Genomic DNA, 23,256 nt, shown 5'->3' on the forward strand with positions numbered 1-23,256 from the left:
GAGCGGTGGAGCGCGATCACCCCGTGACGACGACCTTGCCGACCGAGTGGCCGCCGTCGACGTGTGCGAGAGCCGTGCCGGCCTCGGCGAGCGCGTAGGTCCGCTCGATCACGGGCTGCAGCCGTCCGGCCTCGACCAGGGCGAGCAGCTCGCAGGTGATGTCCGGCTTCGCCGTCGCCGCGAGCGGCTTGAGTCGCGGGCCCGGGGTGAGGGAGAGCAGCCCGGCGCGGAGCATCCGTCCGATGGGCCCGAGAAGCCGGCCCCCCTCGCCCGACACCAGGACGACGCTGCCCCCGGGCGCTACCAGGCGGCGAAGGGCACGCAGCGGCGCGCGGCCGACCACGTCGATGACGACGTCGAAGGATGCCGCGGGCAGCTCGGGCGGTGAGGCTCCGGCGTCGACCCGCGCATAGTCGAACGTGCGCACGGCACCGATATCGGCGATGAGTCGCTCGTTGCGGGCCCCGCAGACAGCCCACACCTCGGCGCCCCGGAGGGCAGCGAGCTGAACCGTGTAGGTGCCGACTCCGCCGCTCGCCCCGATCACCAGCACGCGGCGGCCGTCACCCACGCGATCGCCCGCGAGATCGAGTGTCTGCCAGGCCGTTCCCGCGGAGACGGGCAGCGCGGCCGCCACGACCGCATCGACCGACTCCGGGCGTGGAACAACGCTCGCGGCCGGGGCGATCGCGTACTCCGCGAGCCCGCCGCCGGGCAGCTCTCCGACGACCTCATCGCCGAGGGCGAGCGCCGCACCCACGGTCCCGGTGCCCGGCCCGACCGCAACGACCGTCCCCGCGACATCCATCCCGCGCGTCGCGACCCTCGGCCCGCGCAGCCCGAAGAACACCCGAACCAGCAGGGGCTCGCCGCGCATGATGTGAACGTCACCCGCGTGCAGCGCCGTGGCGCGAACTCGCACGAGAACCTCGCCGGCGCGCGGTTCGGGCACCTCGACACGCGCCGACTGCACGGTATCGGGGCCACCGTAGGCCGCCTGACGCCAAGCCGTCATATTTTCGGGAACCGACGCATCCGTCATGACTCTTCCTTCGCAGAGGGATCGGCGGGGTACTGGAACACATCGTCGAGACCGACCGCGAAGACGCGCGCGATCTGGAAAGCGAGTTCGAGGCTCGGTGAGTACTTGCCCTGCTCGATCGCGATGAGGGTTTGTCGCGTCACCCCGATCCGTGCCGCGAGCTCGGCCTGCGTGAGCCCGGCCCCCTCACGGATGGCCCGGATCGAGTTGGTCACCCGCGTGGGTTTGACCATCAGGCGAGCCCCCGCCGATAGGCGATGACGCTCGCGATTCCGCCGACGAAGGCTGAGAGGGCGAATCCCGCGAACATCGTGTTCGCGATCCAGAACCAATCCACCTGGAGCGCACTCTGCACGATCACGCCGAGTCCCGCGATCACCATGAACGCCTGTCCGACGCGGCCGCCCATGTGGGCGATGTCTCGATCGCGTTGATCGGATTTTCCGACGCCGTCGCGATCGCGCATGCCGGCAAGGATCCCCCACAGGATGCTGATCACGATGGAGGCGACGATGCTCCCGACGATCGTCCACAGCATGAGCGGCCACCACACGACGTCGGTCAGCGGACCGTCGCCGGCCTGCTGCAGCACGAGCAGTACGTAGACCCCCACGCCGACCACACTGACGATGAGGCCGACCCAGGTGTTGCGTTCTTCGTAGACCACGATTCGCTCCGATGTCTAGAATTATTGACATCGCCACGATACTGCGACCGTCCGTCGCGTGTCAAGTTTTCTTGACACGCGACGAGAGCGAGACGAAAACCGGCCCGGAATCCTGCCAGGCTATGAGGATGCCGCGCCGTACCGCCGACGAAACTCGGACCCTCATCCTCGAAGCAGCCATCCAGTTGCTGCTCGAACGGGGGGTCACCGCCGGCGTGCAGCACGTGCGATTGCAAGAGGTATTGCGCTCCGTGGGCCTCACGACGGGCGCGGCGTACCGGATCTGGACCGATCAGGACGACTTCCATCGTGATCTCGCCGTGGCAATGGTGGGGGTTCGATTCGCCCCGCCGGTCACGAGCGCGATGAGCGCGATGCAAGACATTCTGGCCGCGAACGGACCCCTCGTAGACGTGGTGCGCGCGGCGGCCCTCGACCAGGTCACCTACTCGGCGAAGTTCCACCTCGAGCCCGAATCCCGCGACTCCCACGCATTCATCACGGCGCTCGCCCTCCGAACCGCGGCGGGCGCCTGGCCCGAGCTGCGAGCAGCGAGCGCGGTGCGCCATCGCGAGTCGATCGACGCGTTCGCCGCGCTATACGGCGCCCTGCTTCAGCGATACCGGCGACGGATGCGCGAGCCGCTGACGATCATCGACTTCACGGAGGCGATGGCGGCGCTCGGCGAAGGCTTCGCGATTCGTGCGGCGGAGGGTCTGGATCATCCGATGTACGACATACCCGCCGGCGCGGAAGTACCGAGCGGCGAGTGGACACTGTTCGGGATCAGCATCCTCGGCATGATCGAGGGCTTCACCGTTCCGCTCGAGGATTCTGTCGCCGATCCTGCGCAAATCTGAGAGCGTCCCCGGTCGCCCGACTCAGATTGCGGGCGACCGGGGTCGCTGATCACTCAACGAGAGAGACCCGCCGTCGAGCCCGAATCCGGACGGCGTTACTCATCCCCCCAGAGCAATATTCATGGGTGATGCCAGCGAGGTCTAGATAGATAAATTCTTTATCTTGAACCCCTCGCGACCGGAAGGTTCTAGATGACGGCTTCGCTCCACGGATCGGGCGTTCCGAAGCGATGGGCGGTGATCGAGATCGACTGCTCGCGCAAGAACGGCAGCAGTTCGATACGTCCCGCGGTCGTGACCTCGTCGGCGTACACGGCCAGGTCGGGGTGGCCGCCCGTGGCTTCCGCGAGGGCCCCACGCAGGGACGCCACAGCCGTCGGCGACCCGACCAGACGCGCACGCGGTTCGGGTGCGACAGTCACGTCGTCCGCGCCCGCCGACATCAGGGAAGCCGCCACGACCTCGGGTGCGCGCTTCGCCATCCGTTCGATCCACTGCTCGTCGGTTTCGACGCGCACCTCCACGTCCAGCTCGGAGAGGACACGGCGTACGGCAGGGGGTAGCGCAACCGGCGCGCTCAGCGAGAAGCGCGACCGAGCACGAACACCGGCGAGCACCACGCGCAGCACGGCCCGCCAGTCGGCGTCGCCCGCCGCGCGCACGGCGACCGGAACGGGGCGGTATCGGAAGAGGTTGCGCTCGACGCCCAGCCGCGAGACATCGCGTACCTGCCCGAACTCGCGATCCCACGAGATCGCGTCGGACAGAGCGGCCCGGCGCACCCATTCGAAGGCCTCGTAGTCGAGCGTTGCTTGAGCGGCCTCGATGATCGCGGTCAGGCGCGAGTCCAGCCCGCGCAGGTGCAGCGACGTCGAGCGTGCCCCGCCGGCCGACGGACGCCACGACCCGAGGCCCACCAGGTAGTTCGGCCCGCCCGCCTTCGTGCCCGCACCGACGGACGAGCGCTTCCAGCCGCCGAACGGTTGGCGCCGAACGATCGCGCCCGTGATCCCGCGGTTGACGTACAGGTTGCCCGCTTCGACGCTCTCGAGCCAGCGTTCGAGGTCGTTCGGATCCTGCGTATAGAGCCCGGCCGTCAGCCCGTAATCGACGGCGTTCTGCAGCTCGATCGCCCGCTCGAGCGATCCGGCCCGCATGATTCCGAGGACGGGCCCGAAGAACTCCTCGCGGTGAAAGCGCGACCCCGCTTCCACACCCGTGCGGATACCGGGGGTCCAGAGCCGCCGGTCGGCATCGAGTGGCCGTGGCTTCACGAGCCAGCGCTCGCCGTCATCGAGTGTCGTCAGCGCCCACTCGAGCTTGCCCGTCGGGGGCTCGATGAGGGGCCCGACATCGGACCGCGGATCGTCGGGCATCCCGATCCGCAGCGATGCGGTCGCATCGACGAGCTGGCGGGCGAACCGGCGAGACCGTGCGACCGGGCCGACGAGGATCGCGAGGCTGGCCGCCGAGCACTTCTGTCCGGCATGCCCGAATGCGCTCCGCACCAGGTCGCGTGCCGCGAGATCCAGATCCGCGGTCGACGTGATGATCATCGCGTTCTTGCCGCTCGTCTCCGCGAGCAGGGGCAGATCGGGACGCCACGACCGGAAGAGCGCAGCCGTCTCCCACGAACCGGTCAGAATGACCCGATCGACGCCCTCGTGAGTGACGAGTTGCCGTCCGAGTTCGCCCTCCTCGATATCTACGAGGGTGAGCACGTCACCGGGCACCCCGGCGTCCCATAGGGCGTCGGCGAGCAGGGCCGCGCAGCGACGTGCCTGGGGCGCCGGCTTGAACACGACCGCGGATCCGGCGGCGAGCGCCGCGAGCACACCGCCGGCGGGGATCGCGAGCGGAAAATTCCAGGGCGGTGCGACCAGGGTCAACCGCGCGGGCACGAACACAGCACCGCTGACGGCGTCGAGCTCGCGTGCGGAGGCCGCGTAATAGCGGGCGAAGTCAACGGCCTCGCTCACCTCGACGTCCGCCTCAGCGAACACCTTCCCCGTCTCGGATGCGGCGACCTCGATCAGGTCACCGCGTCGGGATTCGAGAACGGATGCCGCGCGTTGGAGAACCGCGGCACGCTCGGCGGCCGAACGCGAACCCCAGGCGCCGCCCGCCTCGCGGGTTCGCGTCACAAGCTCATCGAGCCGCGACTCGGAGTCGACACGGGCGGCGAGGATCGTGCGGATTCCCGCCTCGGATCCGGCGACGCCGGCCAGGATGTCGGCGGCCCACGAACGCGTCTCGGGCAGTGACGGATCGGAGTCGCGGGCGTTCGAGAACCGGGCGTTCGAAAGGCCAAGAGCCGCGGCATCCGCGTCCTTTTCCCGCGGCGCGTAGACGGCGGTCTCGACGAGGTCGTCGCTGAACCGGAAGGGCGACGGCGCGGGGGCGTCGAACTCACCGAGCGTGCCCGCGTTCGCCCCCTCGGCGATGCCCAGCACGACCTGCGTGAGTCCCGCATCGAGCTCGGCGGGCGCGGGGCGACGAATGGCCGGCAAGGTTTCGTCGAGGTCCACATCACCGGGGGCGGATCGCTCCCGGGTGACGAGATCGGACCGCGGACGACGGCGCGGGCCGGTCGACAGGGAGGCCTCGGATGCACGGGCGATGGACGACCCGAAGCGTGCACGCTCCCGTTGCCACAGGGCCGGGTCGCGGTGGAGATCGAAGGCGGCGGAAAGGAAGTTCTCGCTCGACGCGCTCTCTTCCAAGCGACGAACGAGGTAGCTGATGGCGACATCGAACTCGTCGGGGCGGACGACCGGCACGTACAGCAGCACCTGTCCCACCTCGCGCTCCACCGCGGCGACCTGCGCCTGCGCCATCCCGAGCAGCATCTCGACGTCGATGTCGTCCCGCACCCCCCGCTCGCCGGCGAGCAACCAGCCGTAGGCGATGTCGAACAGGTTGTGCCCGGCGATTCCCAGCCGCACGGCGGCGGTCGCCTCGGGGCGCAGTGCCTCGTCGAGGCAGCGTAGATAGTTGGCGTCGGTGTCGAGCTTGCTGTCGTAGGTCGCCAGCATCCAGCCGTGCATCACGGCATCCACCCGCTCCATGGCGAGGTTGGCACCCTTCACCAGGCGCACCTTGATGCGCGCGCCGCCCGCCGCGACCCGAAGGCGGGCCCAGGCCGTCAACTCGCGCAGCGCGGGGAGGGCATCCGGCAGGTAGGCCTGCAGCACGATGCCCGCCTCGAGCGAGCCCAGGCGCGGATCCTCGAGCAGGCGCGTGAACACCGCGATCGTCAGATCGAGATCGCGGTACTCCTCCATGTCGAGGTTGATGAAGGTGCCATCCCGTGCCGCGCTGAGGTAGAGCGGCAGCAGGCGCTCCACGACCCGTTCGACGGTGTCATCGAACGCCCACATCGACACGGACGACACGATCGCCGAAACCTTGACCGACACGTAGTCGACGTCTGGGCGGAGGATCAGTTCATGGATCCCGTCGAGCCGCCGCCGCGCCTCGGTCTCACCCAGAACCGCTTCGCCCAGCAGGTTGAGGTTGAGGCGGGCACCGTCCGCCCGCAGCTTCGCGATAGCGGGGCCGAGTTTCGCGGGGCGCGCGTCGACGACCAGGTGCCCCACCATCTCGCGCAGCACCCGCCGCGCGATCGGCACCACGGGGCTCGGCAGGGCGGGAGCGATCTGCCCGCCGACGCGTACGGCGGCACGCAGGTACCAGGGCAAGAATTCGGGGACGAGCGGGGCGACGCGGTGCAGGTGGGATGCCGCGGCCACCAGACTCTCGGGACGCATGACGCCGTCCACGAACCCCACCGTGAAGGGCAGGCCGTTCCGGTCACCCAGGATGCCGGCCAGTCTCCGCGCGGCGGGATCGACCGTGCCCTCGGCGGACTCGGCGACCCACTTCTCGGCCAGGCGCACGGCCTCGGCTTCACGGGTATCCGCCTGTCCCGGTGACGCGTGATTCGGCTCGAGAGGCGGCATTTCTCCAGACTACGTCCGACGCCTCGGGCCGCCCCGGCTCACTCCGGCGCGTCGATCACCACGGGCTGATCGGCCCAGTCGCTGGGCGCCTCGGAACGGGGCGAGGGCAGCGCGGCCGCCACGGCCCACGCGTGCACCCAGGCCGGCACCTCGGGCAGCCCTTCGGGACGCCCGACGGCAGCGAACAGCTCTTCGTGACTGACAGAGCCGCCCGACCGCTTCAGCATGCGCGCTCGGATAATCGCACGGGCATAGATCTCGCCGTTCACGACGGCACGATGCTCGAGGTAGATGGCACGGTCGTCATGACCGATCAGGCGCGACTCGAGCGTGAAGCGCTGCCAGAGCCCGAGCGACTTGCGGAAGGTGATCGTCTCGCTCGACACCACCGCGTACCAGCCGCGCGTACGCATGGCATCGGCGAGTCCCGTGCGCAGGAGCAGATCCCAGCGCCCCAGGTCGAACAACGAGAGGTATCGTCCGTTGTTCATGTGTCGCAGCACATCGATATCGGTGGGCAGCGTCCGCAACCGGATGCGCCCGACCGTCGTCGGCGGCAACAAGCCGTCGCGTCGCAGCCGACGGCGGGCGGCGAGCATGACAAGAAGCGTGCGCCAGATCACATTCACGAGGCGTGACGCTACCGAGGCCGGGCCGCGCCGTCGAATCCGGACGAAATCCTTGTCCGTTCCCGACATCCGCCTTCCCGCGTGTCGCTCGCTCAACGCGAGGGATCCCACCGCGCCCCTGGATAGGGTCACAGCATGGCACGCACCCCTCTGAGCTCCAGCTCCTACATCACGCTGCAGATCGTCCTCATCGTCGCGGGCGTCCTGTTGACCTTCCTTGCGATCAGCGAGTTCATGGGCGGCGACGCCGGCGTGAGCGCGTGGATCAACATCGTCCTCTGGCCGGTGCTGATCGTCGCCTCGATCGTCAACATCGTCGTCAACCGCTCCCGCGCGAAGAACTGAGACGCAGCGGGGCTCGATATCCGATTTCCCCCGCGTGAGAGGCTGACGTAGAGTCTCGCCATGGAAGCCGAGCTCCAGACCGATGTCGTTGTCCGCCCCGTCCGTGACGTAGATGCCGAGGCTCTGGGTCGGGTCCACGCCACCTGCTGGCACGAGACCTACGACCACCTGATCAGTCGCGCCGCACTCGAGAGCGTTTCGGCCCGTCGCATGGCCGAGCTATGGACCCACTGGATGAACCAGGGTCCCGATTACGTGCAGTGCGCCGCGCTCGTGAACGGCGAGATCGTCGGCTTCGCAGGAGCTGGCCCCGCCCGGGACGACGACGCCCCGCGTGCCCGCGAGCTGTACTTCATCTATCTGCTCGCCGCATGGCACGGCACGGGAATCGGCCAGCGCCTGTTCGACGCGGTCGTTCCCCAGGGCGACAAGGTCTACCTCTGGGTCGCGGACGACAACCCGCGCGCCCACGGGTTCTACCACCGCAACGGATTCACCCTCGATGGCGTCTCGCACCAGGAGCCGTTCCTGGGCGAGACGATCACCGAAGTCCGCTTCGTTCGCTGAGTCAGTCCGCGCTGCGCAGGATGACCTGACCCGCTGACAGCTCCACCGCGACACGGTTCGACGTCGACGCCGACGTATCGAGGCGATTGTCCAGCTGGCCCGCAGACACGTTGGACGTGACGTCGTAGTCACCGTTCGGTAGGGCCAGGTCGAGGGATCCGGCACTCACATTCACCTCGACGAGTCGCGGCTGCGGACCGTCGAATCGACCGTCGAGCTGGCCCGCATTGACCGTGAGATCAGCGGACTGCACACCCGATAGGTCGAGTCGGGCGCGGCCCGCGCTGATATCCGCGCTGACCTCGCGCGCCTCGCCCGAGACGTTGACCTCTCCGGCGCCGAGATCGACCTCGAGGTCACCGAAACGACCGGATGTGTCCAGGGCGCCGGCAGCGACGGTGAACTGCGCATCCAACACGGTGTCCTCGAGCTCACGCGGCAGCGTGAGCGTGGCCCGCACGTCGCCCCCGAAGAACCAGGCACGACCGAAGGACCAATCCGGCGCCGACACGATGAGTTCGTCTTCCTCGCGCTCGAGAGTCCACCCACCGCCAGCCCATCCACCTGTCACGTCGAGCGTCGCGTCGTCCACGTCGGCGAAGTCGATGCGGAAGGACCCGGCCGACACGTCGACATCGAGCTCGTTCACGCCGGTGGCATCGATGACCTGGGTTTCGGTGCGCACCGAGGCGGATGCGATCGTCGAGATCACAGTGCCGCCCACCAGCGCGAGGGCGATGACACCGCCGAGCGACGCCGTGAGGATCGCGACGACTTTCGCAGACTGCGAGGCCGGCTGAGGGGTCGGGCCGGGGCTGTTCTCGGGCGCGGGGCCCCGGCGGTCCTCCGGGCCGGTCGGGGGTGCGGGAGGGGCGGGCGGGGCGGGCGGCACCGGGGGTGTGAGCTGGTCGGTCATCGGAGTGCTCCTGTCTGGGGGGCGTCGCCGTAGGGGGCGCCGCCGCGTGTCTGTGCGGGTTCTCCGCCGTGTTCGAGGTGAGCGAGTGCTGCGAGCACTCGCCGATTGCCGGAGTCGTCCTGCTCGAGATCGAGCTTCTGGAAGACCGCCGTGATGTGCTTTTCGACGCTGCCCTCGCTGACGTGCAGCGCGCGGGCGATGGCCTGGTTGGAGTTGCCCTCGGCGATGAGCGAGAGCACGGAACGCTCACGTTCGGTGAGTCGGCGCATCCGCTCGTCCCGACGTCGACGTCCGAGCAACTGGGCGACGACCTCGGGGTCGAAGACCGTGGCTCCGGCACCGATGCGGGCGACCGTCTCGAGAAACTCGGTGACATCCGCCACTCGGTCCTTCAGGAGGTAGCCGAGCGCCCCGCCCGCACCGGCGATGAGATCGGTCGCGTAGCGCTCCTCGACGTACTGCGAGAGCACGAGCACCGGCAGATCGGGGTGGGCCGCGCGCAGGCGCAGAGCGGCACGGATGCCCTCGTCCGTGAAAGTCGGGGGAAGCCTGACGTCCAGGATGCAGAGCTCCGGCGCATCCGTCGCCACCGTCTGATCGAGCTCGGACGCGTCGGGGAGCGCCGCGACGACGATGTGGCCGGCGTCCTCGAGCAGGCGCACGAGTCCCTCGCGCAGCAGGACCGAGTCCTCGCAGATCAGGATCCGCACGGCACACTCACCTCTACGGTCGTGGGGCCTCCGACCGGGCTGTCGAGGCGGAACGAACCACCCGCCCCGATCACGCGCTGCGAGATCCCATCGATGCCGCCGCCGGGGGTGACGTGCGCACCGCCGATGCCGTTGTCTTCGACGCGGGCCCACAGCATCCCGCCCTCGCGTTCTCGGACGAGCACCCGCACCTCGCTCGCCCGCGAATGCTTGGCGGCGTTGGTGAGCGACTCGGCAATGACGAAGTAGGCGGCGGCCTCGGCCGTCTTGCTGCACCGTGCGGTCAGGCGCACGTCCAGCACGACGGGGATATGGGAGCGCGAGGCGAGGGCCGAAAGCGCGGCGTCGAGTCCGCGATCATCGAGGACGGATGCGTGGATGCCGCGGGCGAGCTGGCGAAGTTCGGTGATCGCCGCCTTGGTCGAGGTGTGCGCCTCGGCGATGAGTGCCTTGGCGACGGCCGGATCGTCGTCCACCTTCTGCTGGGCGAGGCCCAGCGTCATGCCGACCGAGACGAGTCGGGGCTGAACGCCGTCGTGCAGATCGCGTTCGATGCGCGTCCGCTCGACCTCGGCGGAGCGTACGGCACCGGCGCGCTGCACGTTCGAGGTGCGCGCCGCCTCGGCGAGCTGCGCCTCGCGGGAGGGAACAAGGATGGCGCGGGCGATGACACCCTGCAGGATGGCCAGCCCGATGACCGCCGCGAGCGAGAAGATCGCCGCGATGACACCCGCGGGCACGGCCCACGCGGTCGCGACGTCGAGCCCCGTGTTGCCGAGCGGAACCGTACCGGCATCGGCGAAGAGCGGAGCGAAGGCGAGTGCGATGCCCGAGGCCGCAAGGCCCAGGAAGCCCAGCGCGATCAGGCCGAGCACCGACGCGATCGCGAAGTTCGCGACCCCGCGCCACATCCCGGGGTCGATGAACTGGAGCCAGATCGTGTACAGGAAGCCGCCGAACCCGGACTTGGGGCTGCGCCGGGCGCGACGCGCCGGAAGACCGAAGCCGTAGAGGCCGTCGATGCGCGCCGTCTCGAGCCATCCGATCGCGAAGAGCGAATAGACGAACCCGAGCAAGAAGATCAGGCCGATGCCGACCACCAGCACGAGACTCAGGCCGACGCTCAGCAGGGTGATCAGGATCGTGAAGACGATCGGGCCGACGAGACCGAGGGCTGTGAGGTGGAGGGCCGAGAGCGAGATGCGCCCCGGGGAGGCGAGGGGCGACCGTGTGCGTGCGGCGGGTGCCGGGGCGGTCAGGACTGTGCTGGACATAGGTCCACGGTAGGCCTGGGCTACGCCTGCGCGCGCCCGAGGCATCCGGAAACTCCACGGGGGGATAACCCCCGCTTCGCCCGCGCGCGGCGGTCAACCGGTCAACGGGTCTTGACCGTGCCGAACAGCCGCGCGATCGGCACGATCACGATGGGGCGCGCGGCGATCCAGGCGGCGACGATCACGGCCGTCGAGGCGGCGAAGATCCAGAAGCCCGCCCAGCCGAGTCCGTCGTTGCCGGCATACATGTGGTTGAGGTTGCGAAGCGCCCCCGTCGCGAAGACGAGGGTCACGTGCGCGATGATGAACACGACGAAGTACAGCATCACCGGGAAGTGCAGCGCCCGCGCCCACTCGATCGGGAGAGCCCGGTTCAGCCGGGCAGCGTTCTTTGGCCAGACCCCCGACATCCGGACTCCCGTGATCGCGGCGAGCGGCGCAGCGATGAACACCGTCGTGAAGTAAGCCAGTTGCTGCAGGCTGTTGTAGTTCGCCCAGCCGCTCTCGGTCGGCCAGTTCAGCGACACGTACTGCAGCGCCGCCGACACGGCGTTCGGAAACACCTCGAGGCTCGTCGGCACCAAGCGCACCCAGTGCCCGGTCACAAAGAGGAGCACCACGAAGATCACGCCGTTCGCGAACCACAGCAGGTCGAGCGCGTTGTGAAACCACAGGTTCAGGCTGATGCGGCGCTTCTTGTTCGACCGCGGTGACCAGAACGCGTCGGGGCGCTTCTCCGTACGCACCTGCCACCCGGTGCGGATGATCAGCACCATGAGGAACACGTTGAAGAAGTGCTGCCACTGCACCCAGGCGGGGAAGCCGGGCGCAACGGCTACCGCGGGGGCGTAGGTGCCGGGGTAGGTCTCGAGGTATACGCGGACGCCATCGAGGCTGACGAACCACCGGGCGAGCGCGATCGTCATGCCCGTCGCGATGAGAATCGCGAGTCCGCCACCCATGACGGCGAGGAACCACTGACCCCGCGTCAGACCCCGGATGCGCCGGGGAGCCGGTTTCGGGGCGTCCCGATTCGACGCCGCAACCCCCGGCCATGCCGTGCGGGTGAACGGCAGCGGCGTCTTCATGGGGCCCACTCCTTCCGCTCGAGTCTATTCGGCGGACCCCCGTCCTTCCGCCCGCAGCTCGGACCCGGGAGAAGGCTCTCAGCCGGCCTCTGCCGTCCGCTCCGCCACAGCTCGCTCGGCCTCGCTGGGCTCGTACCCCTCGATGTGTCGCTCGTCGGCACCGTTGTACGCCGACAGGGGGCGGATCAGGGCGTTCGACGCGGCCTGCTCCATGATGTGCGCGGTCCATCCGGTCACGCGCGCCGCGACGAACAGCGGAGTGAACGTCAGGGTGTCGAATCCGATGAGGTGGTAGGCGGGGCCGGAGGGGTAATCGAGGTTCGGATAGATGCCCTTGCGCGAGACGAACTCGCTCTCGAGAGCGTCATAGAGCTCTCCCAGATCGGCCGCGTCGTAGTGATCGATCAGTGTGTCTAGTGCCGTCTTCATGGTCGGCACTCGCGAGTCGCCCTTCTTGTAAACGCGGTGGCCGAAGCCCATGATCTTCTTCTTGTTCGCGAGGGCCTCGTCGAGCCAAGGCACGACGTTCTCGGCTGTGCCGATCTCGTCGAAAATGTGCATGACGGCCTCGTTCGCACCGCCGTGCAGGGCCCCCTTGAGCGCCCCGATCGCCCCGACCACGGCCGAGTAGAGGTCAGCTGTCGTGCTCGTGATGACGCGAGCCGTGAACGTCGAGGCGTTGAAGGAGTGCTCGGCGTACAGGATCATCGAGACGTTGAACGCCTGCGCGACGGCCTCGTCGGGCTCCTCGCCGAACGTCATCCACAGGAAGTTGCGCGAGTAGTCCAGGTCCGCGCGGGGCTCGATCGAATCCTGCCCGCGTCGACGACGCTGGTCGTAGGCGACCATGGCCGGGATCTTGGCGAACAGCAGCTTCGCTTTGGCGAGGTCCGCCGCGGGCGAGTTGTCCGAGACATCCGCTGCGCCCGCCCCCAGCACCGACACCGCGGAGCGCACGACATCCATCGGGTGCGAATCGAGCGGCAGCAGATCGATCGTCTGCTTGACGTTGTCGTCGAGGGATCGCTGCGCGCGCTCGGATGCCTCGAACTCCGCCAATTGCGCGGCATCCGGCAACTCTCCGTGCCACAAGAGGTAGGCGACCGCCTCGAACGGCTGGGTCGCCGCCAGCTCCTGCACGGGGTAGCCGCGGTACAGCAGCGAGTTCGTCTCGGGATTGACCTTGCTGACGGCGGTGTAATCGACCGTGACTCCCGCCAGGCCCTTCTTGATCTCGATGTCGGTCATTGGCTTGCCTCCTTCCGTTGTTTCGGTCGTTGAGCGAACGCAGTGAGTCGAAACGTGTTTCGTCTCGTCGCTGCGCTCCTCGCTCAACGACCGGGGTCTCTTTACTTCGTGATGGTGAAGTTGAAGACGCTGGTGTCGAAGCGGTTGTACTGCTCGTAGTCGATCAGGTCGTACAGGTCCGCGCGATGCTGCATCTCATCCAGCTTGCCCGCCAGATGCCCCTCGGTGTCGAGCGTGTCCAGGGCCCGCCCGGCGGCACCCATCGCGATCCGCAGCAGCGAGACAGGCCAGATCACGATGTTCACGCCCACATCGCGCAACTGATCCGTCGTGAAGAGGTCACTCTTGCCGAACTCGGTCATGTTGGCCAGGATCGGCACGTCGACCGCGGCGCGCATCGCGGCGAACTCCTCGAGCGTGCGCATGGCCTCGGGGAAGATCGCGTCGGCCCCCGCGTCGACGAGCGCCTTCGCTCGGTCGGTCGCGGCCTCCAAACCCTCCACCGCACGGATGTCGGTACGTGCCATCACGAGGAAGTTCGGGTCGCGGCGGCCATCCACCGCGGCCCGGATGCGCTTGATGGCCGTGTTCTCGTCAACGACGGCCTTGCCATCGAGGTGTCCGCAACGCTTCGGGTTGATCTGGTCTTCGATGTGGGCACCCGCCAGGCCTGCATCCTCGAGAGTCTGGATTGTGCGCGCGACGTTCATGGGTTCGCCGAAGCCGGTATCGGCGTCGATGATCGCGGGCAGTTCGGTCATCCGGGCGATCTGCTGCCCGCGGCCGGCGACCTCGGTGAGAGTCGTGAGGCCGATATCGGGGAGCCCCAGGTCGGCCGCGAGTACCGCGCCCGAGATGTAGACGCCCTCGAACCCCTTGCGCTCGATCAAGCGCGCGCTCAGCGGGTTGAAGGCGCCGGGAAAGCGGAGCAGCTCACCCGTGCCGAGGCGCTCGCGGAACAGGCGGCGCTTCTCTGCGGCGGGCGTCGTGGAGTAGAGCATCAGCAAACCTCCGGTGCAGCCACGCTGCGTTCACAATTCAGTCTCTGTGGTGCCGAAACGGGGTCAGGCGCCCGGTCGGGGCCGATCTGGCGCGCTGCGGACTGAATTGTGAACACGCGGCAGCCTCGACCGGACATCAGAAGAGCCCCCGCGGCGCGGGCGCAGCCTCGAGCACCCCGGGCTTCGCGACGATCGTGAGCTCGCGTACCTCGTCCGCCGTGAGGTCGGGCAGCCGTTCGGCGAGGGCCAGGAAGCGCTCGATCTCGGCCGGCTCGAGCACGGGCTCGGCCAGCAGCCGGAACTTGCGGACGTAGTCGGCCCGCGCGAACGGGCGGGCGCCGAGCGGATGCGCGTCGGCCACGGCAATCTCGTCGATCACGGTCGAGCCATCCGTCATGCGGATCTCGACGCGTCCGCCGAAGGCCTTCTCCGTCGGGTCCTCGGAATGGTAGCGCCGGGTCCACTCGGCGTCCTCGGCCGTGGTGACCTTGTCCCACAGCGCCACAGTGTCCGCCCGCTGGGCGCGCTCGGGCGTGTAGGAGTCGACGTGGTGCCACGCCCCGTCCTGCAGAGCGACCGTGAAGATGTACGGAATCGAGTGGTCGAGCGTCTCGCGCGACGCCGTTGGGTCGTATTTCTGCGGGTCGTTCGCACCCGAACCGATCACGTAGTGCGTGTGGTGACTCGTGTGCAGCACGACCGATTCGATGTTCGCGGGGTCGCGCAACGCCGGGTTCTCGGTCCCGAGCTTGCGCGCCAAGTCGATCCAGGCCTGGGCCTGATACTCGGCCGAGTGCTCCTTCGTGTACGAGTCGAGGATGCCGCGCTTGGCCTCGCCCGGCGCGGGAAGCGGCACGTCGTACGACGCATCCTTTCCGTCCAGTAGCCACGCGATCACGCCGTCCTCGCCCTCGTAGATGGGCGAGGGGCTGGTCTCGCCCCGCATCGCGCGGTCGACGGCTTCGACCGCCATCTTGCCCGCGAAGGCCGGGGCGTGCGCCTTCCAGGTCGAGATCTCGCCCTTGCGGCTCTGCCTCGTCGCGGTGGTCGTGTGTAGCGCCTGCGCGACGGCCTGGTAGATGGTCTCGGCGTCGAGCCCCAGGAGGGTACCGATGCCCGCGGCGGCCGAGGGGCCGAGGTGCGCGACGTGGTCGATCTTGTGCTTGTGCAGCGAGATCGCACGCACCAGGTCGATCTGGATCTCGTACCCCGTCGCGAGCCCGCGCACGAGCGCGGCACCATCCGCGCCGACGTGTTGTGCCACGGCAAAGATCGGCGGGATGTTGTCGCCCGGATGAGAGTACTCGGCCGCGAGGAACGTGTCGTGGTAGTCGAGCTCGCGCACCGCCACGCCGTTCGCCCATGCCGCCCACTCGGGGCTCGTCCGGCGCTCGATCGTGCATCCGAAGATCGTGCCGCCGTGACCGTTCGCCGAGACGGCGTGGTCGAGGGCCTGCTGACGTGCGGCGCTCACCGGAGCGCGGGTCAGCGAGGCCGCTGCGACGGCGGCGTTGTCGACCACCCGGTTGATGATCATGTCGATGACCGCGGGCTCGACCGCGACAGTGTCGACAGCGACCTGGGCGATCTTCCAGGCCAGCTGGCCGTCGCGAGCGAGGTTCTCGTCGCTGCGGTGGACGCGAACGTGGTGAAGCTGAGTCATAGAGTGCCTTCCGGAAGCGTTTCGAGGATGTTCGTGAGAGCGCTGTGCAGGTGCACGTGGGTGGCGTGGGCGGCGAGATCTGCGTCACGCGCGGCGATGGCCGAGGCGATGAGCCGGTGCTCGGCGGCCGATGCAGCCAAGCGGTCGGGGTTGTCCCGAGCCAAGCGGCGCACACGGACGAGGTGCGTCCGCACGTTCCGCAGCGCGGCAGTCAAGAAGTCGTTGGCCACGGATGCATCGAGCTGGCGATCGAAGCGCGCGATCAGCGCGTAGTACGCCTCGACGCTCTCGGGCCCGGTTGCACGGGTGTCGGCGAACGCGCGGGCAAGTTCGCCGAAGGCCGCCGCATCCCCCCGCTCGGCGGCCAGACGTGCGGCTGCCTCTTCGAGGGCTCTGCGCACCTCGAAGATCTCGCGGATACCTCGGGCATCGATCGCTGCGACCACCGTCACGCGGGGCGACTGCTGAACGACGAGCCCATCGGCGGCGAGCCGACCCAGTGCCTCACGGAGGGGAGTGCGGCTGACGCCGAGACGGGTCGCCTGCTCGACCTCGCCGAGCACGGTTCCGGGCGGAAGGGCACCGTTCTGGACCTCGTCGAGGAGGGTCGCGTAGGCGCGATCGCTGGCACGCACGGCGGTCACCCCCTCATCATCGGACACTCTAATTGTATACATAGAGTGCCTTTAGGTGCCAGAAAGAACCTCGTTCTTCGTTCTGCGTATACACAAGGATCGCTGAGGCGATTAACACCCCGCATCACAAGAGCAAGTATTCACAATTTTCTGAAATGGGTGTAGCGTCCCGAGAATGTCCTCTGTCATCCTGACGCGCGGCCTGACGAAGCACTACGGCCGCGTGCACGCCCTCGATGGGCTCGACCTCGACGTCCCCGACGGTCAGGTCCACGGATTCCTCGGGCCCAACGGCGCGGGCAAGTCCACCACCATCCGCGTTCTGCTGGGCCTGGCGCGTGCGAAGTCGGGCCAAGCATCCGTCTTCGGACTCGACCCGTGGCGTGACGCCGTCGCCATCCACCGGCGTATCGCCTACATCCCGGGCGACGTAAGCGTGTGGCCGAACTTGTCGGGCGGGGAAGCGATCGACCTTCTCGCGCGCCTTCGAGGAGCGAGTACCCGGGACCCCGCGTTCCGCGAAGGAAAGGATCGATTGATCGCTGCGTTCGAATTCGACCCCCGCAAGAAGGGCCGCGCCTATTCGAACGGCAACCGCCAGAAGGTGGCCCTCATCGCAGCGTTGTCGGTTCCCGCAGACCTCTACATCTTCGACGAGCCGACGAGCGGGCTCGACCCCCTCATGGAGGTGGTGTTCCGCCGCGAGATCGCGCGTATCCGGGATGCCGGGGCCACCGTTCTGCTCTCGAGCCACATCCTGCCCGAGGTCGAGCAGCTGTGCGACCGGGTGTCCATCATCCGTGCGGGGCGGATCGTCGAGACAGGCACCCTGGCAGAGTTGCGGCACCTCACGCGAACCGAGGTTTCGTTCGATGCGTCGACCGCGACGCCATGGGACGCCGGCGAACTCCCCGAGGCGCACGACCTCGTCGTCGAAGACGGACGGGTGCGCTTCACCGTCGATTCGGACGCCGTCACGGATGTACTGCCCGAACTCGTCCGCCAGAAGGTGCAGGGTCTGCACATCACCCCGCCCTCGCTCGAGGAGCTTTTCCTCCGTCACTACGGCGAACGGAGCGGAGAACGGAGCGGCGAACGCAGCACAACCACCGGCGGCGGGTCGCGATGAACGGCGTCGGCACGCTGCTCGGGCAGCGTATCCGGCGCGATCGGCTGCAGATCACGATGTGGACGATCGGCACGGCTCTCCTCGCCCCTTTCGCGTACATCGGCGTCTCCGAGTCGTATGGGGTCGCGCAGGATCGCACATCCCTGCTCGCAGCAGCCATCGCCAACCCCGTCATCCTGCTGTTTCGCGGTCTGCCGTCGGGCGCCGACGAAGGCGCGTTCATCACGTTCCTGATCCTCCCGTGGCTCTGTCTGCTCGCGGCATTCATGAGCACGTTCCTCGCCGTCCGGCACACGCGCGGCGATGAAGAGACGGGACGTGCGGAGCTGCTCGGCGCCACGCCAGCATCGCGTTTTGCACCCCTGGTGGCCACCGTCATCCACGGAACCCTGTCCAACCTGCTGCTCGGGGTGCTCGTTACCGTGGCATTCATCGCCACGGGGCTCGAGCCGGTCGGCTCGGCCATAGCAGGCGGCGCGGCGGGCTCTGTCGGGCTCGTCTTCCTCGGTGTCGGGCTCGTCGGGGGTCAGCTGTTCCGCACGTCCCGTGGTGCCAACTCCGCGTCCGTCTGGACTCTGCTCGTGCTGTTCTTCGTGGCCGGGTTCGGCAATGCGCTGGGCACCCCGAGCGATGACCTGCAACGCATCGACAGCTCTTGGCTCACCTGGCTCTCGCCCGTCGGGTGGGCCGAAAATACCCGCCCCTTCGCCGCGAACAACGGATGGCCCCTGGTCATCGCTTTTGCGGTGGCGGTAGCGCTCGTCGCGGGGGCGACCCTCGCCCAGGGAGCCCGCGATGTCGGGGAGAGCTTTCTCGCGGAACGGGCGGGCCGCACCGAGGCGTCCCGCGCGCTGTCGACGTCGGCGGCGCTCACGTGGCGGCTCTCCCGCGAAGCGGTGGTCGGCTGGGCCGTCGGGGGCCTGATCATCGGCGCCCTGTCCACGTCGCTCGCGTCACTCGTGGCCGAGATCGGGGCGACGAACCCGACTGTCCAGGCATTGCTCGAACAGATCGCCGGCGCCGGAAACGTCGAGCAGGGTACGGTGACGATCTTCTTCACCATGCTCGGCGTCCTCGCCGCGTGTGCCGCCGTGCAGACCGTCTGCCGAGCCCGCCAAGAGGAGACGCAGGGCACCGCCGAGGTACTGCTCGCGACGCCCATCAACCGCGTGCGGTGGCTGGGCGGATACCTCGTGATCGGGCTCGTCGCCCTCGTCGCGGTCGTGCTCGCCGGTGCCCTCGGCGCGGCACTCGGCATCGTCGGACAGGACGGCGATCTCGCCCTGATGCGAGACGTCGCGGTGGTCGGCGGTGGACAGATTGCCGCGGCATCCGTCTTCCTCGTCGTCACGGCGCTGATCTTCGTCGTCGTGCCGCGGGCGACGATCGCGCTCGGCTGGACGCTTGTCCTGCTCGGGATGGTGCTCGGGCTCTTCGGCCCGCTGTTCGGATTTCCGGCGTGGCTGACGGACCTGTCCCCCGTGGGCATTGCGCCGCTGATCGAGGGCGACACCGTCGACGTGCGCGGGCTGTGGTGGCTGCTCGGTGCGGCGGCCGTCGGTGTCATCGGATCGCTCGGCCTCATGCGGCGCCGGGAACTGGTGAGCGGCGGATAGATTCGGATCATGGAGCATTCCGGGACGGAGCCGGCCGAGCAGGCGGCCGCGCTGCTGGCCGCCGCGGGCATGGCACGGATGCCTGCGCGCGTCATGATGGCGCTCGTCGGCTCGCCCGATGAGGGCTACACCGCCGCCGAGTTGGCGGATCGTCTGGGCGTCTCCGCGGCTGCGGTGTCGGGGGCGGTGCGGTACCTCGTGTCGATGCGCCTCATCCAGAGGCTGCCCCGCCCGGGTGACAGGCGTGACCGTTACGACCTGGTCGACGACGCCTGGGCTGACATGATCACCGTGAATGCCCCCCTCTACGCAAACCTGGCGACACAGATGGACGCGATCGCCGACGAGAACGTCGACGCCCCCCTCTCGGTCGATCGTGCGCGCGACACCGCGGACTTCTTGCGTTATCTCGCCGAGCGGATGCCTCGCCTGGCCGATGAGTGGCGGGCCGAACGCACCGCGCCCGGCGCCAGCTAGAGCACGCGAGTTCCTACCGCCCGCGTAAGTTTTGCCGAACTTTCGGTCTCATCTGGCACTGAGACCTGTCGAACTTTCCTAGATTCGACTCGAAGGGCGCACCCGCGCCCCGAGAGAGAGCACTCGTGGTGAGCACCGGCATAGGCGCAGCGCAGCCCGATCGCACGGCCTTCTTCGTGTCCGACAGCACGGGGATCACGGCGGAGACGCTCGGCAACGCGCTGCTCGCCAACTTCCCCGGCGTCACCTTCTCGCGACGCACGATCCCGTTCATCGACTCCGTGCCGGCGGCACAGGCCGTCGTGCGCGAGATCGAGGCCGCGGGAGCGTCGGGAGCCGAGCCGATCGTCTTCAGCACGGTCAAGGGGCACGAGGTCGGGGCGAGCATCCGGGTAGCGCGGGCAACCCACATCGACCTTCTCAGCGGGCACCTCACCGAGCTCGAGGGCGCGCTCGGCACGACGGCATCCGAGCAGCTCGGCCAGTTCCACACCGTCGGCGACACCGAGCGCTATTTCGCGCGGATGCGAGCCGTCGAATACGCGATCGAGCACGACGACGGCCAGAGCTTTCGCGCGCTCGACCAGGCGGACGTCGTCATCGTCGCGCCCTCGCGCTGCGGCAAGACCCCGACGACCATGTACCTGGCGCTACAATACGGCCTGCTGGTCGCGAATTACCCCCTCACCGACGACGACTACCCGACCGAGGGCCTGCCCCGCGAACTCGAGCGGTTTCGCACACGGTGCTTCGGGCTGACCACGACACCCCTCCGCCTGAGTCAGGTCCGCCACGAAAGGCGCGCCAACTCGACCTACGCCAGTCTCGCCCAGTGCACCCTCGAGCTGCGCCGCGCCGAAGACCTCTATCGCCGGGCACACATCCCGTTCGTGAACTCCTCGACCAAGAGCGTCGAAGAGATGTCCGCCGTCATCATGCAGTCGCTCAAGCTGCGCCCCTAATCCCTTTTCCGCTCACACCAGTCCGCTCCACGAGAGCATCCCCTTCGAAAGGTTCCCCCATGACGAACATCCTCTGGTTCGATGAGGTCGGCATGGCCGACGTCGCCCGAGTCGGCGGCAAGAACGCGTCGCTCGGCGAGATGGTCTCGCACCTGTCCGCGCTCGGCGTCAAGGTTCCCGGAGGGTTCGCGACGACCGCCGACGCGTACCGCTCGTTCCTGACCGCAGACGAACTCGAGGGCCGCATCCGTCGGCGGATCGAGGTCGTCGATGTCGAGGACGTCGCGGGGCTCGCGGCGGCCGGGTCGGAGATCAGGTCGTGGATCGAAGAGCAGGAACTGCCCGCAGACCTCGACCGGGACATCCGCTCGGCCTACGAACGCCTCACGGCCGACGCCGGCGAGGCCGCGGAAGAGGACGTCACCTGGGCCGTGCGCTCCAGCGCGACCGCCGAGGATCTTCCCGATGCATCCTTCGCTGGACAGCAAGAGACGTTCCTGAACATCTCAGGCATCGACAACGTGCTGGGCGCCATCCGTTCGGTGTTCGCCTCGCTCTACAACGACCGAGCCATCGCCTACCGCGCGCACCACGGCTACGAGCACCACGACGTCGCCCTCTCGGCGGGTGTGCAACGGATGGTGCGCTCAGACCTCGGGGCAGCCGGTGTCATGTTCACGGTCGACACCGAGTCCGGATTCGACGGCGCGGTCTTCGTCACGAGCTCATACGGACTGGGCGAGGCCGTCGTGCAGGGCGCGGTCAACCCCGACGAGTTCTACGTGTCGAAGGTGGCGTTAGCGGCGGGTCGCCCGGCGATCCTCAAACGTTCGGTCGGCGAGAAGGCTATTGCGATGCGCTACACCGACGACCGTCACGCGGGCGCGAGTACGGCGTTCGTCGATGTGCCGCAGACCGACCGCATCCGCTTCTCGCTGAGCGACGACGACATCACCGAACTCGCCCGCCATGCGCTCGTGATCGAGCAGCACTACGGGCGCCCGATGGACATCGAGTGGGCCAAGGACGGCATCGACGGCGGGCTCTACATCGTGCAGGCCCGACCCGAGACGGTCGTGTCGCGGACGGATGTCGGGGTCATCCGTCGCTTCGTGCTGAACGACTCGGGCGAGGTCGCCGTCGCGGGCCGCGCCATCGGGCAACGGATCGGATCCGGGCCCGTTCGCGTGCTGCGGGATGTCTCGCAGATGGGTGAGTTCCAGCCCGGAGATGTGCTCGTGGCCGACATGACCGACCCCGACTGGGAGCCGATCATGAAGCGCGCGAGCGCCATCGTCACCAATCGCGGTGGCCGCACGTGCCATGCGGCGATCATCGCGCGCGAACTGGGCATCCCCGCGGTGGTCGGCACCGGCGATGCCACGCGCCTGCTCGTCGACGGCGACGAGGTCACGATCTCGTGCGCCGAGGGCGACACCGGATTCGTCTACCGCGGGCTGCTCGACTTCGAAGAACAGCTCACCCACCTCGATCGGATGCCGAAGGCTCCGGTGAAGATCATGATGAACGTCGGCACGCCCGACCAGGCGTTCTCGTTCTCGCGCCTGCCGAACGACGGCGTCGGCCTCGCCCGCCTCGAGTTCGTGATCAACCGACAGATCGGCATCCACCCCCGGGCACTGCTCGAGTTCGACACCCTTCCGTCCGACCTGAAGCAGCAGATCGCGGCCGCGACCGCCGCCTATGCCTCACCGCGGGACTACTTCGTGCAGCGCGTCGCCGAGGGAATCTCGATGATCGCGGCGGCGTTCTGGCCCGAACCCGTCATCGTGCGCCTGAGTGACTTCAAGTCGAACGAGTACGCCAACCTGCTGGGCGGCGACCGCTACGAGCCGCACGAAGAGAACCCGATGCTCGGCTACCGCGGCGCCTCGCGGTACATCTCGCCCGACTTCCGACCCTGCTTCGACATGGAGTGCGAGGCCCTGCGGCACGTCCGCGACGAGATGGGATTCTCGAACGTGCAGATCATGGTGCCGTTCGTCCGCACGGTCGGTGAGGGGCACGCCGTTGTCGAGCTGCTCACCGAGAACGGTCTCCGCCGTGGCGAGAACGACCTCAAGGTCATCATGATGTGCGAGCTGCCCTCCAATGCCCTGCTGGCGGATGAGTTCCTCGACTACTTCGACGGATTCTCGATCGGCTCGAACGACATGACGCAGCTGACCCTCGGACTCGACCGCGACAGCTCGCTCGTCGCGTCGACCTTCGACGAACGAGACCCCGCCGTGCGGAAGATGCTGTCGATGGCGATCGCCGCCTGCCGGGCGCGCGGCAAGTACGTCGGCATCTGCGGCCAGGGGCCGTCGGACCATCCGGATCTTGCCGAATGGCTCGTCGAAGAGGGGATCGAGTCGATCTCGCTCAACCCCGACACGGTTGTGGAAACGTGGATCCGGCTGGCCGCCGAGGCGCCCACGCCGACCGTGTGAGGGCGGGGGCGG

General features: G+C 68.3%; 21 protein-coding genes. 8 read left to right on the forward strand and 13 right to left on the reverse strand.

Going from position 1 to position 23,256, the window contains the following annotated elements:
• Positions 1 to 16: 16 nt before the first annotated feature.
• From ACXZ1E_RS07140 to ACXZ1E_RS07150, 3 genes are read right to left on the reverse strand one after another with little or no spacing between them, the layout of a single operon-like run.
• Positions 17 to 1,042 (reverse strand): NAD(P)-dependent alcohol dehydrogenase, encoded by a 1,026-nt coding sequence (locus ACXZ1E_RS07140; protein WP_458042668.1) that lies wholly within the window; start codon positions 1,040 to 1,042, stop codon positions 17 to 19.
• Entirely contained in the window at positions 1,039 to 1,275 is a 237-nt protein-coding gene (locus ACXZ1E_RS07145; RefSeq protein WP_458042669.1) for a helix-turn-helix transcriptional regulator, read from the reverse strand. The genes ACXZ1E_RS07140 and ACXZ1E_RS07145 overlap by 4 nt, the downstream gene beginning before the upstream one ends.
• Positions 1,275 to 1,709 carry a hypothetical protein gene (locus tag ACXZ1E_RS07150; protein WP_458042670.1) on the reverse strand — a complete coding sequence of 145 codons (435 nt, stop codon included), beginning with the start codon at positions 1,707 to 1,709 and terminating at the stop codon, positions 1,275 to 1,277. Before ACXZ1E_RS07150 ends, ACXZ1E_RS07145 begins: the two co-directional genes overlap by 1 nt.
• A gap of 128 nt (positions 1,710 to 1,837) precedes the next feature.
• On the opposite strand from ACXZ1E_RS07150, the gene ACXZ1E_RS07155 reads away from it, so the two are divergent.
• Positions 1,838 to 2,569, forward strand: a complete 732-nt coding sequence (locus ACXZ1E_RS07155; protein ID WP_458042671.1) for a hypothetical protein — start codon at positions 1,838 to 1,840, stop codon at positions 2,567 to 2,569.
• Between the two features lie 188 nt (positions 2,570 to 2,757).
• On the opposite strand, the gene ACXZ1E_RS07160 is transcribed toward ACXZ1E_RS07155, so the two are convergent.
• Together ACXZ1E_RS07160 and ACXZ1E_RS07165 are read right to left on the reverse strand one after the other, a co-directional pair.
• Positions 2,758 to 6,531 (reverse strand): proline dehydrogenase family protein, encoded by a 3,774-nt coding sequence (locus ACXZ1E_RS07160; RefSeq protein WP_458042672.1) that lies wholly within the window; start codon positions 6,529 to 6,531, stop codon positions 2,758 to 2,760.
• Between the two features lie 38 nt (positions 6,532 to 6,569).
• Positions 6,570 to 7,160: an acyl-CoA thioesterase gene (locus ACXZ1E_RS07165; protein WP_458042673.1), complete on the reverse strand. Its 591-nt coding sequence runs from the start codon at positions 7,158 to 7,160 to the stop codon at positions 6,570 to 6,572.
• Positions 7,161 to 7,295: 135 nt separating this feature from the next.
• Between ACXZ1E_RS07165 and ACXZ1E_RS07170 the strand changes: the two genes are divergently transcribed.
• Positions 7,296 to 7,505 carry a hypothetical protein gene (locus ACXZ1E_RS07170; RefSeq protein WP_458042674.1) on the forward strand — a complete coding sequence of 70 codons (210 nt, stop codon included), beginning with the start codon at positions 7,296 to 7,298 and terminating at the stop codon, positions 7,503 to 7,505.
• 60 nt (positions 7,506 to 7,565) lie between these two features.
• Entirely contained in the window at positions 7,566 to 8,072 is a 507-nt protein-coding gene (locus ACXZ1E_RS07175) for an N-acetyltransferase family protein (RefSeq protein ID WP_458042675.1), read from the forward strand.
• A 1-nt stretch (position 8,073) separates the two neighbouring features.
• On the opposite strand, the gene ACXZ1E_RS07180 is transcribed toward ACXZ1E_RS07175, so the two are convergent.
• From ACXZ1E_RS07180 to ACXZ1E_RS07215, 8 genes are all read right to left on the reverse strand, one after another.
• A complete protein-coding gene (locus ACXZ1E_RS07180; RefSeq protein ID WP_458042676.1) occupies positions 8,074 to 8,988 on the reverse strand; it encodes a hypothetical protein in 915 nt (304 codons plus the stop codon).
• Positions 8,985 to 9,698, reverse strand: coding sequence for a response regulator transcription factor (locus tag ACXZ1E_RS07185; protein WP_458042677.1), 714 nt, complete (start codon positions 9,696 to 9,698; stop codon positions 8,985 to 8,987). The genes ACXZ1E_RS07180 and ACXZ1E_RS07185 overlap by 4 nt, the downstream gene beginning before the upstream one ends.
• Positions 9,686 to 10,972 (reverse strand): histidine kinase, encoded by a 1,287-nt coding sequence (locus tag ACXZ1E_RS07190; RefSeq protein ID WP_458042678.1) that lies wholly within the window; start codon positions 10,970 to 10,972, stop codon positions 9,686 to 9,688. Before ACXZ1E_RS07190 ends, ACXZ1E_RS07185 begins: the two co-directional genes overlap by 13 nt.
• Before the next feature lie 101 nt (positions 10,973 to 11,073).
• Positions 11,074 to 12,060 (reverse strand): cytochrome b/b6 domain-containing protein, encoded by a 987-nt coding sequence (locus tag ACXZ1E_RS07195; RefSeq protein WP_458042679.1) that lies wholly within the window; start codon positions 12,058 to 12,060, stop codon positions 11,074 to 11,076.
• A gap of 78 nt (positions 12,061 to 12,138) precedes the next feature.
• Positions 12,139 to 13,308, reverse strand: coding sequence for a bifunctional 2-methylcitrate synthase/citrate synthase (locus ACXZ1E_RS07200; RefSeq protein ID WP_458042680.1), 1,170 nt, complete (start codon positions 13,306 to 13,308; stop codon positions 12,139 to 12,141).
• A gap of 101 nt (positions 13,309 to 13,409) precedes the next feature.
• A complete protein-coding gene (gene prpB / locus ACXZ1E_RS07205; protein ID WP_458042681.1) occupies positions 13,410 to 14,309 on the reverse strand; it encodes a methylisocitrate lyase in 900 nt (299 codons plus the stop codon).
• Positions 14,310 to 14,445: 136 nt separating this feature from the next.
• Positions 14,446 to 15,972, reverse strand: coding sequence for an MmgE/PrpD family protein (locus ACXZ1E_RS07210; protein ID WP_458042682.1), 1,527 nt, complete (start codon positions 15,970 to 15,972; stop codon positions 14,446 to 14,448).
• Positions 15,969 to 16,634, reverse strand: a complete 666-nt coding sequence (locus ACXZ1E_RS07215; protein ID WP_458352083.1) for a GntR family transcriptional regulator — start codon at positions 16,632 to 16,634, stop codon at positions 15,969 to 15,971. Before ACXZ1E_RS07215 ends, ACXZ1E_RS07210 begins: the two co-directional genes overlap by 4 nt.
• A 148-nt stretch (positions 16,635 to 16,782) precedes the next feature.
• On the opposite strand from ACXZ1E_RS07215, the gene ACXZ1E_RS07220 reads away from it, so the two are divergent.
• From ACXZ1E_RS07220 to ppsA, 5 genes are all read left to right on the forward strand, one after another.
• Positions 16,783 to 17,736 carry an ATP-binding cassette domain-containing protein gene (locus ACXZ1E_RS07220; RefSeq protein WP_458042683.1) on the forward strand — a complete coding sequence of 318 codons (954 nt, stop codon included), beginning with the start codon at positions 16,783 to 16,785 and terminating at the stop codon, positions 17,734 to 17,736.
• Entirely contained in the window at positions 17,733 to 19,352 is a 1,620-nt protein-coding gene (locus ACXZ1E_RS07225; RefSeq protein WP_458042684.1) for an ABC transporter permease, read from the forward strand. Before ACXZ1E_RS07220 ends, ACXZ1E_RS07225 begins: the two co-directional genes overlap by 4 nt.
• Positions 19,353 to 19,361: 9 nt before the next feature.
• Positions 19,362 to 19,829 (forward strand): GbsR/MarR family transcriptional regulator, encoded by a 468-nt coding sequence (locus ACXZ1E_RS07230; RefSeq protein ID WP_458042685.1) that lies wholly within the window; start codon positions 19,362 to 19,364, stop codon positions 19,827 to 19,829.
• Positions 19,830 to 19,957: 128 nt separating this feature from the next.
• Entirely contained in the window at positions 19,958 to 20,791 is an 834-nt protein-coding gene (locus ACXZ1E_RS07235) for a pyruvate, water dikinase regulatory protein (RefSeq protein ID WP_458042686.1), read from the forward strand.
• A 59-nt stretch (positions 20,792 to 20,850) separates the two neighbouring features.
• A complete protein-coding gene (ppsA, locus tag ACXZ1E_RS07240; RefSeq protein ID WP_458042687.1) occupies positions 20,851 to 23,244 on the forward strand; it encodes a phosphoenolpyruvate synthase in 2,394 nt (797 codons plus the stop codon).
• Positions 23,245 to 23,256: the final 12 nt, after the last annotated feature.

The organism is Pacificispira sp. HM-600 (assembly GCF_977993705.1).

What these genes read in the sequence shown, in the direction of transcription:
- ACXZ1E_RS07140 (WP_458042668.1), bottom strand. Translation starts at nt 1,042, where the DNA reads ATGACGGATGCGTCGGTTCCCGAAAATATGACGGCTTGGCGTCAGGCG.
- ACXZ1E_RS07145 (WP_458042669.1), bottom strand. Translation starts at nt 1,275, where the DNA reads ATGGTCAAACCCACGCGGGTGACCAACTCGATCCGGGCCATCCGTGAG.
- ACXZ1E_RS07155 (WP_458042671.1), top strand. Translation starts at nt 1,838, where the DNA reads ATGCCGCGCCGTACCGCCGACGAAACTCGGACCCTCATCCTCGAAGCA.
- ACXZ1E_RS07160 (WP_458042672.1), bottom strand. Translation starts at nt 6,531, where the DNA reads ATGCCGCCTCTCGAGCCGAATCACGCGTCACCGGGACAGGCGGATACC.
- ACXZ1E_RS07170 (WP_458042674.1), top strand. Translation starts at nt 7,296, where the DNA reads ATGGCACGCACCCCTCTGAGCTCCAGCTCCTACATCACGCTGCAGATC.
- ACXZ1E_RS07175 (WP_458042675.1), top strand. Translation starts at nt 7,566, where the DNA reads ATGGAAGCCGAGCTCCAGACCGATGTCGTTGTCCGCCCCGTCCGTGAC.
- ACXZ1E_RS07180 (WP_458042676.1), bottom strand. Translation starts at nt 8,988, where the DNA reads ATGACCGACCAGCTCACACCCCCGGTGCCGCCCGCCCCGCCCGCCCCT.
- ACXZ1E_RS07190 (WP_458042678.1), bottom strand. Translation starts at nt 10,972, where the DNA reads ATGTCCAGCACAGTCCTGACCGCCCCGGCACCCGCCGCACGCACACGG.
- ACXZ1E_RS07195 (WP_458042679.1), bottom strand. Translation starts at nt 12,060, where the DNA reads ATGAAGACGCCGCTGCCGTTCACCCGCACGGCATGGCCGGGGGTTGCG.
- ACXZ1E_RS07200 (WP_458042680.1), bottom strand. Translation starts at nt 13,308, where the DNA reads ATGACCGACATCGAGATCAAGAAGGGCCTGGCGGGAGTCACGGTCGAT.
- prpB (WP_458042681.1), bottom strand. Translation starts at nt 14,309, where the DNA reads ATGCTCTACTCCACGACGCCCGCCGCAGAGAAGCGCCGCCTGTTCCGC.
- ACXZ1E_RS07210 (WP_458042682.1), bottom strand. Translation starts at nt 15,972, where the DNA reads ATGACTCAGCTTCACCACGTTCGCGTCCACCGCAGCGACGAGAACCTC.
- ACXZ1E_RS07220 (WP_458042683.1), top strand. Translation starts at nt 16,783, where the DNA reads ATGTCCTCTGTCATCCTGACGCGCGGCCTGACGAAGCACTACGGCCGC.
- ACXZ1E_RS07225 (WP_458042684.1), top strand. Translation starts at nt 17,733, where the DNA reads ATGAACGGCGTCGGCACGCTGCTCGGGCAGCGTATCCGGCGCGATCGG.
- ACXZ1E_RS07230 (WP_458042685.1), top strand. Translation starts at nt 19,362, where the DNA reads ATGGAGCATTCCGGGACGGAGCCGGCCGAGCAGGCGGCCGCGCTGCTG.
- ppsA (WP_458042687.1), top strand. Translation starts at nt 20,851, where the DNA reads ATGACGAACATCCTCTGGTTCGATGAGGTCGGCATGGCCGACGTCGCC.